The sequence below is a fragment of the Metabacillus sp. 22489 genome, assembly GCF_052044855.1.
Lineage (GTDB): Bacteria > Bacillota > Bacilli > Bacillales > Bacillaceae > Metabacillus > Metabacillus niabensis.
The window spans coordinates 1-9,295 of sequence record NZ_JBQENT010000082.1 but is presented as its reverse complement, the minus strand read 5'-3'; the positions used below and the strand labels follow the sequence as shown (position 1 = coordinate 9,295).

Annotated in this window: 8 protein-coding genes; all 8 read right to left on the bottom strand. The window is 33.9% G+C overall.

From position 1 onward, the window contains the following. Window positions 1-136 precede the first annotated feature (136 nt). Entirely contained in the window at window positions 137-811 is a 675-nt protein-coding gene (locus ACTJJ9_RS25600; RefSeq protein ID WP_095303413.1) for a YrrS family protein, read from the bottom strand. A 231-nt stretch (window positions 812-1,042) separates the two neighbouring features. Continuing rightward, the gene (locus ACTJJ9_RS25595; protein WP_255452031.1) at window positions 1,043-2,752 is read right to left on the bottom strand and encodes a peptidoglycan D,D-transpeptidase FtsI family protein; all 1,710 of its coding nucleotides are present in this window, start codon (window positions 2,750-2,752) and stop codon (window positions 1,043-1,045) included. A gap of 343 nt (window positions 2,753-3,095) precedes the next feature. Beyond that, entirely contained in the window at window positions 3,096-3,569 is a 474-nt protein-coding gene (gene greA / locus ACTJJ9_RS25590; RefSeq protein WP_095303410.1) for a transcription elongation factor GreA, read from the bottom strand. Window positions 3,570-3,918: 349 nt separating this feature from the next. Further along, window positions 3,919-4,554 (bottom strand): uridine kinase, encoded by a 636-nt coding sequence (udk, locus tag ACTJJ9_RS25585; protein ID WP_145585150.1) that lies wholly within the window; start codon window positions 4,552-4,554, stop codon window positions 3,919-3,921. 4 nt (window positions 4,555-4,558) lie between these two features. After that, window positions 4,559-5,827, bottom strand: coding sequence for a peptidase U32 family protein (locus ACTJJ9_RS25580; RefSeq protein WP_095303406.1), 1,269 nt, complete (start codon window positions 5,825-5,827; stop codon window positions 4,559-4,561). A gap of 30 nt (window positions 5,828-5,857) precedes the next feature. Then, a complete protein-coding gene (locus ACTJJ9_RS25575; RefSeq protein ID WP_145585147.1) occupies window positions 5,858-6,787 on the bottom strand; it encodes a peptidase U32 family protein in 930 nt (309 codons plus the stop codon). Between the two features lie 26 nt (window positions 6,788-6,813). After that, window positions 6,814-7,458, bottom strand: coding sequence for an O-methyltransferase (locus ACTJJ9_RS25570; RefSeq protein ID WP_095303403.1), 645 nt, complete (start codon window positions 7,456-7,458; stop codon window positions 6,814-6,816). Between the two features lie 329 nt (window positions 7,459-7,787). Then, the gene (gene mltG / locus ACTJJ9_RS25565; RefSeq protein ID WP_145585145.1) at window positions 7,788-8,915 is read right to left on the bottom strand and encodes an endolytic transglycosylase MltG; all 1,128 of its coding nucleotides are present in this window, start codon (window positions 8,913-8,915) and stop codon (window positions 7,788-7,790) included. Between the last annotated feature and the right edge of the window lie 380 nt (window positions 8,916-9,295).

Sequence of the window (9,295 nt, the reverse complement as noted above, 5' to 3'; positions counted from 1 at the left end):
CATGCGAACACCACCTAAGAGTTTATATATCTATTATAAATGAAAAGAGCGAAGGCTTCCTCATAATATCGAGGAAGCCTTCGCTTTATTAAAGATATAGAGACTTTTTCAGTGGCCTCGAAAATTCCACTGTTTTTTAATTTAACTTCTCAATTTTCGTTGGCTTCCAGCCTTTATTTTCCACCCAAGTAATATAAACCTTATATTTTGCAGATTTATCTTTAGGTGAAATAGTACCAACTGCATCATTGGGTGAACCGTTATTTCCTAAAAACCAAATAATCATCTCTGATTCAGGAATTCCCGTAGCATAGCTTAATGCTTTTGTCATTTCAGCCCAATCCTGTGAACCTTTCGTATAGTCTGCTGCATGCGGTTCTGATTGAGATGTACCAACAGGCTCCCAACTTGGGTTTTCAATCGTTTCAACAATTCCTGAACCAGGTTCTCCCTCAGTAATCGTAGCTTCTTCTAAAGGCTCAGACGTCAAAGCTTCGTCATTATTTACTTCAGATTCATTAGCTTCATCGCTATCCTCTTGCTCATTTTCAGATATTTCTTGCTCTTCATTACTTTGTTGTTTATCACTATCTACTGCGTCGTCACTTTTATTTTCCTCATTGGCAAGTTTAATATCCGGTTGTTCATTATATTTAGCAGTTTTCTGAGCATCATTTCCACCTAAAATTAGCTGTGAACCTATAAAAATAATAAGAACTACTACGATACCTATTAATGTATTTAAGACTATATTCGTTTTTCTTCGTTTATCTCTTTTTTCAAATCGAGAGTTTACATGATAATTACTCAATGTTCTACACTCCTTTGCCCTCTTACCTTCTGTCTTATTCTAGCATTTGATTGCCATTCTATCTAGTTGTTTCACTAATTTTTCAAACACTAATAACTACAAATAGGTGTTTTGGATTAGAAATCGAAACAATATTTATTCATCAAAGAATGAAATATATATGATTTATACTAATTTGAATGATAGTTCCAAAAAAACAGGAATAGTACCCTTTTAGGAAAAAAGTACTTTTTACTTATCTAGCTTTGAAATTTCATTCACTACATCATAAAACGCTGCATTGGTCCCTGCCTCAGCACTTGTTGTATCCATCTCAACTACAACAAGTGCATACTTAGGATTATTCGATGGAAAATATCCAGCAAACCACTTGTTATAGAGAGTTTCACCTTTCGCATTCTTTTTACCTGTTTGGGCAGTGCCTGATTTCCCTGATACTTCTAAAGGTGATGTTTGAAATCTTCTACCTGTACCCTCAGGATCAGTTACAACAAGACGCAATAGTTTTTGAAGACTTGATGCAGTGTAAGGTGAAATAGATTCTCCCTCAATAGAATTAGACGAAAAAGAGTACATATTGGTTCCATTTTTATATAATATATTTTCTACGATCCTAACCTGTTTTTTCTGTCCGCCACGTGCAATCGTAGACATCATATTCACAACTCCTAAAGGTGTTACTTTAACATCCTTTTGACCAATAGCCGTTTGGTCGATAGCTCTCTTAACTTTCTTATCAGCATCATTTCCCCAAACCCTTCCCGATTTTTCTTCCGGGAATTGCTTAAACTGAGGATAATGGAATACCTCACCTGTCCAACCTACGGGCCCAATTAACCCTAATTTAGTTGCAGTTTCCTCAATGGCTGAAGCATCCTTCTCCATTAATTCCTCTGCTAATGTTGTAAATGTATAATTACAGCTTTTTGCAAAGCTTCTTGCAAATGTTAGCATCCCATCATCCTGACCTCCATCGTTTTCCCCATATAAATTAAGATTACAATCATATTCCCTTGTTGCATCATCTAAACCATATTCAATTGCGGCTGCAGAAATGACAGTTTTAAATACTGAACCAGGAAAAATTGGCTGCAACATATAATTTGTTAGTGAATGATTATCAGAACGATTTAACTCTGGTTTACTTACCATAGCAAGTACATTATTAGTTTCTATATCTAATAAGACTAATCCTCCATTTTCCACCTTTTGTTTATTTAACACTTCTTCTGCCATTGTCTGAAGTTCTTTGTCTAAAGTTGTTTCAACAGTAACAGGATAAAATGGATTTGAATCTGCTATGTACTTTACATTTATCCCAAAAAGAGGGTTGCCGTCACCATCAACATGGTAAAGTAATTTCGTCTCGGCATCTGGTAATAAAAATTCATCGAAGGCTTTTTCTAACCCAGTAATACCTATTTGTGTTTTATAAGATAAATCCTTTTTATCTGGGTACTTTTTTCTAAGTAATTCTGCATTTTCTCCTGTAATTCCAATAATATGTTCTCCGATCGATTCTTCTAAAGGGGATTGCCTATAAATACCAAATAATCCAGGTATTTCTAATTGATTTATTTTTTCAAGCTCCTTGCTTGATAATCTAACACCTTCATTTGTAGAAAGAACGATTGGTTCGGATGCAGATGTTAGCATATTGTTTAACCTTGTACTTGGTACATTTACGATTTCTGCTATCTTTTCTACAGGCCAATCAATCTCCTTCAAAAAAGGAAATAGAACAAGCGATGGCTCTGCTTGATTTTTTAACGGTTCACCATTACGATCGACAAAACGACCTCGACCATCATCAATGACAACTTCTTGTGTTCTCTGATTAACACTTTCCTGAACAAGATTAATTCCTTTTTTTGAAAAGGATTCAGTATTGATTAATTGTATATCTGCTAAGCGAAGCAAAATAATGAATAATGCAGCCATAATAAATGCACCGACAATCATTAACCTCTTTCTTAAAATGGGTACAACCTCCTTTCACAATCCTCTCTATTCCATATTGGTTGCTATTTTCATTGACAAAAAATTGGACTGTTTTATACAATCAAGTTTTTTATAAAGCATGAAGTGTTTAGTTATAGTTTTGTACTCTACTCACTTTACAAGTGAGTAGCAGCACCTCACCATTTTAAACATAATTATTATTGGTCCTTCTGCACATGACATTTTTATCGTCTAATTTTAGATTTTCACCTTATTAAATTTACAGAAAATAAAAAACACCCCGTCTACATTTTCGACGAGGTGTCCATTTAATAAACATTCATTAGCTAATTTTTACGATTTTTACAAGCATTTCTCCACCTGGAGTTTGAACAGTTACTTCTTCTCCTACTTTTCGGCCAAGTAAGCTTTTTGCAATAGGTGAATCATTTGAAATTTTTCCTTCAAACGGATCTGCTTCCGCGCTACCAACAATCGTATAGGTTTCTTCATCACCGTCTGGTAGTTCTGTAAAAGTTACAGTTCTTCCAAGTGATACCATGCTCGTATCCGCTTCTCCTTCAATGATTTTCGCGTTACGAATCATATTTTCAAGAGTAGTAATTCTACCTTCAACAAAAGCTTGTTCCTCTTTTGCTGAATCATACTCTGAGTTTTCCGATAAATCACCGAAGCTTCGAGCAATTTTAATTCTCTCAACAACTTCTTTTCGTTTAACCGTTTTCAAATATTCAAGCTCTTGTTCAAGCTTTTCTTTACCTTCTTTAGTCATAGGAAAAACTTTTTCTTGTGCCATGTTTTTTCCACTCCTTCTAGTAGACTTCCCCATGTTTTTACATTTACTGAATCAATGACAAGGGATTTATGATTAAGTATGTATTCATTGGAGGCAGATTTTCCACCTCTAGTTTATAAAGAGTTATGATTAATAAGATGTTTTTCTTAAGCAAGTGAATTGTATAAAGGCATTTTCCCCTTTATAAAGTCGTTAATTATCAATAATCAAAAGATTACAAACGAATTTCTTATCATTTGAAAAAAGCAAGGGCCACTAAGTGCCCTCAACTTTTGAAAAAATGCTTTAAAGAAAATATCTTATTCTTATACATAATATGATCATAGTACTCTTTATCTATGCTATGTTATTACAAAATGGCGTTTAGTTCAAGAATTGTTTGGATTTTTGTTACCATTAAATCAATTGCTACGTGATTTTGACCGCCTTCAGGAATAATAATATCTGCATATCTCTTCGTTGGTTCAATAAACTGATTATGCATTGGACGAACAACTGACAAATATTGCTCAATAACTGAATCGATTGAACGTCCCCGTTCCTTTATATCACGTAAGATACGTCTTATAATTCGTAAATCCGCATCTGTATCAACAAATAGTTTAATATCCATTAAATCCCTTAAACGTTTATCCTCAAGGATTAATATACCCTCTAATATAATAACATCCTTTGGTTCAACAAGCATAACATCTTTTGATCTAGTATGCAATTTATAATCGTATATCGGCTTTTCAATCGTTTTATGATCTAATAATAACTGCAAATGTTGATATAATAAATCATTATCAAAAGCTAATGGATGATCATAATTTGTATTCAATCTTTCCTCAAACGGTAAATCACTTTGATCCTTATAATAAAAATCCTGCTCTAGCATTAGGATTGAATGTCCCTTAAAATGTTCATATATCGATTTAGTTACACTAGTCTTTCCTGAGCCTGACCCACCAGCAACGCCGATTACAACGGGCTTCCTATTCATTTCTTTAAAGCCCCTTTCGCATCATATTATGTTTAAAAACTTGATTTTTAACTTTAAATTTAACAATTTGCAATGGATGGCGAGCTGCATCAAGCTCATTTCCCTTTTCATCCCAAATTGTCTCAATTACAGTTGTAAAATTCTCAATTTCCGGTCCGAAAAATTCAACTTTGTCACCAGGTTTAAAGAAATTGCGTTGCTGCAATGTAACGATATTTGTCTTCTCGTCATAATCAAGTACAAGTCCAACAAAATCAAATGCAGTTTTTTTACTATGATTTCCAAACATTTGTTGTTTATATCCTGGAACCCCTTCAAAAAAGGCAGATGCTGTTTCACGATTTGCACATTTATCTAATTCTCTTAACCATTCTGGATCAATTTTAAAATTATCAGGATCAGCACAATAAGCATCAATAACTTTACGATATACACTAACAACTGTTGCAATATAATGGATAGATTTCATTCTACCTTCAATTTTTAAACTATCAATTCCTAACTCGATCATTTTCGGAATAGATTCAATTAAATTTAAATCTTTCGGACTCATCGCAAATGGTGCATCATTTTCATCATAAAGAGCTACTTCATGATTATTGTTCATTTTGTATAAATCATAATCCCAGCGGCACGATTGACAGCAGCCACCGCGATTTGAATCACGTGCAGTCATATGGTTACTTAATGTACAGCGACCGGAATAAGCAATACACATTGCACCATGTATAAAGGTTTCAATTTCAATATCTACCTTTTCTTTCATTTCTTTAATTTCTTCCGCACTTGTTTCCCGTGCTAAAACAACTCGTTCAAGACCCTCCTCTTTCCAAAATTGAACAGCCTTCCAGTTAGAAAGAGATTGTTGTGTACTTAAATGGACTTCAAGCTTTGGGGCAACCCGTCTACATGTTTCGATAATAAGTGGGTCAGCAACTATAATACCTGTTACACCTGCACCTTCAAGAGCAATTAAATATTCATCTAGCCCATCAATATTCTCATTGTGAGCATAAATGTTTGTTGTTACATAAATATGAGCACCATACTTTTTTGCAAATTGAACGCCTTCCGCTATCTCTTCAATGGAAAAATTATCGGCATTTGAGCGAAGTCCGTATTCTTGACCGCCAATAAAAACAGCATCCGCTCCATAATGAACAGCTATTTTCAATTTTTCTAAATTACCAGCAGGAGCTAGTAATTCCGGTTTTTTTGTAATGATTCGTTTTCCATTTATGATTTCAGAAATATTATCTTTTACAACCGTCATTTTATTCACTCCTTTTCAATCGATTAAGTCTTAATAGACCGTTTCTTTAAAGAAGAAACCTGTATCTAATGGACGGTTTTTAGCTTGAAGAGCTTCTATTTCTTCTAAAAGATTTTCTTTAATCTCTTCATACTCCGCATTATTTTCTATACATAAGTCGATCGCTTTTCGATATTTTTTCGTCACTTCAAGAATATAATCGGAGGTTTGAAGAATTCCATCTATCTTAAACGAATCTATGCCTGCATCGATCATTTCGCCAAGCTCATCAATAATACACATATCGTTTGGACTCATAATATGTGTCCCATTTACATCTTCAAAAATTGGGTATTTATTATTTCTCTCTGGATCAAATAAAAACATATTTTCATTTTGGCTTCTATTTTCAATTTTGAGTGCCTTACCTTGGTATTCAAAATAGTTTCCAAGCAGTGTACGTTTTGATTGAAACATACATGTCATCCCATGGACTTGTACCTCTATTTCAACATCAGCATTTTCTTTCATTTCAATAATTGCATCCATGCTTAACTCACGAGCTAAAACTGCTCTTTTTGCACCTTTGCGCCCCCAGTAGTTACATGTATACCAATTAGTTGCAGTTGTTTCAGTATTCCAGTGCAGTTTTAATTGTGGTGCAACCTCTCTTGCAACCATTAGCACAGCCGGATCACCAAAAACGACTGCATCAACTTTAACATCAGAAAGATATTTAAGATAATCTCCAAGCATTGGAACCATTTCATTGTGAAAAATTGCATTCATTGCAACATATATTTTTTTACCATGCTTATGAGCAATCTCAATTGCTTGTTTTATATCTTCTTTTGTAAATTCACCTGCTAGTCTTAGGCCAAATCTCTGTTCACCGATATTAAATGCATCAGCTCCAGCTTCAATTAAAGTAGGAATATCTTCAACTGATTTCGGTGTAACTAATAATTCAGGTTTCTTCATCACTACCACCTCTTATTTCATGCTAATCATTTTCGTCTCGTTACAGCTATTCCATCACCAACAGGAATAATCGTTGTCTCATAATTATTAAGTTCAAATAGTGAATGATTAAACTCATTTAGTTTTCTAACTAACGTCCTTTGACGTCTCGTTTTTAATTCAGAACGGTCACGCGCAACCGTTCCCTTAAATAAGACATTGTCTGTATAAATGATTCCTGCTTTAGAAAGCATCGGCTCATAAAGCGAGAAAAACTTAGTATATTTTGCCTTAGTAGCATCAATAAACACTGCATCAAACGGAGCGAATGTTTGAACATTCTCTGATAATTCTAGGGCATCGCCATGCATTGTGTGTATTCTCTTTTCAAGGCCCATTTCTTTAATATTTCGGTTCGCCTGTTGAAATCGTTCTTCATCTAGCTCAATTGTAAATATTTCAGCTTCTGGTAACTTTAGGGCCATCCGTATAGCAGAATATCCGATTGCTGTACCGATTTCTAGAATTTTTTTTGGCTGTTGTAATGAGAGAAGAAGTAGTAACACCTCTATTCCTGTTTTCTCCATAATTGGTACATCATTTTGCTTGGCGAATTCTTCCATTTGTTGTACATAAATTGGACGCTCAGGTAGTAAGTTCTCTATATATGTTATAACTTCTTCATTTAACATAGTTGCCCTCCTGCTTTTATTCCTTTAATGCTGCTATTCTCTGCTCAAACGATATAATCCACACCAAAAACAATTAATTACTTGACGTTATCACTATAAATGTCTAGCTACTCATCAAATAAGATCTATAAAAAGTGAAGATCATGATAGGAAAACTGCAACTAATAACCTGTATAGTCGCACTTTTATCACCGAAAAATAAGAGTCCCATAAATTGAGAACTCTTCAAGTAAAAGCATATAATCCGTTCATTGCTTATAACAACTCGATATATTTTACCACAAGAAGAAAGGGAATGCGAATAATTAATTCACCTTCCCTTCAAAAGTCTATTGCTCTATAATATGTTTATTTTTTTCAATATTATGTTCCTCAAGTGTTTTAGTAAAAATGACTTCCCCTTCCTTAGTCGCTAGGAAATATAAATAATCTGTTTTTTCAGGTGACAATGCAGCATTAAATGATATTTCACCCGCATTTGCAATTGGACCAGGAGGAAGACCTTCGTTTTGATAAGTATTATATGGTGAATCAACTTCAAGGTCTTTATATAGAACACGATCCTTGTGCTGACCAAGTGCATATAAAACGGTTGGATCTGTTTGCAGTGGCATTTTCTTTTCTAGTCTATTATAGAAGACACTTGAAATCTTTTCTCTGTCAGCCTTTTCAGTAGCTTCCTCTTCAATTAAAGAAGCCATTGTTAAAAACCAGTGGACACTTACATTTTTTTCCTCTAGTTGCGGCAAATAATTCCCTACTACCTCACTCATTTTTTTAATCATTGGTTCGATGATTTCTTCAATGGTTGGTTTATCTTTATAATAAGGATATGTCGCAGGATATAGATAGCCTTCAAGCGGATATTTTATATCTTTTGCAAATATATCATCCGTTAATAATTCTGGATATTTCTCTTTCATTTTTTGAATAAATGATTTATCTGTTAAAGTTGCTAAAATTTCTGCTTCACTGTATGGTGCGTTTTTCGAGATGATTGAAGCAATTTCCTCGATTTGCCTTCCCTCAGGAATTGTAACTTGGAATGCTGCCTCTTCCATTAACACTCCTTGTTGCAAGTTCTCAATGATTTCATTAAATGTCATCGATTTATTGAATGTATATTCACCTGCTTGAAAATCAGCTGCATTTTTAAATTTAATATAATACTTAAATACACGAGCATCTTTAATAATATCGTTTTTTTCCAGAATGTTAGAAATCGTTGATACTGAAGAACCAATTGGAATGGTTACCTTTACTGCTTTTTGATTACCAGGGTCAACAGGTTCTAAAGCAGATTTTATGTAGAGATACCCTCCACCAATAATTCCTGAAAAAACAATAATTAATATAATAAATACAGATAAAACAATTTTCCGTACAACTTTTGCTTCTTTTTGTTTTTCAAGTAACTTGCTATGAAATGAATCTTTTTTTGAATCTTTCTCAGACATTCATATCCTCCTCTCATTCCAACTATTATACTACAATGTTCTCTCCGTTTCGGCAATATTTTCAAAAAGGGTATAACAGGTTCATCTTAAATACTAAAGATGGTTCTGAAATGTATATCGTTGAGAATCTTAACATAACACGCAACATGGAAGCTTTATCCAGTGATTTTCCCATCCATACATATGAATTAAATTCAGGAAATAGTATTGATACTTTTCCATCAATTCTCTAACTATACAAAAAAATAGTCGACCATAAGGGAGGCCACTGAAAAAGTCTCTATATCTTTAATAAAGCGAAGGCTTCCTCGATATTATGAGGAAGCCTTCGCTCTTTTCATTTATAATAGATATATAAACTCTTAGGTGGTGTTCGCATG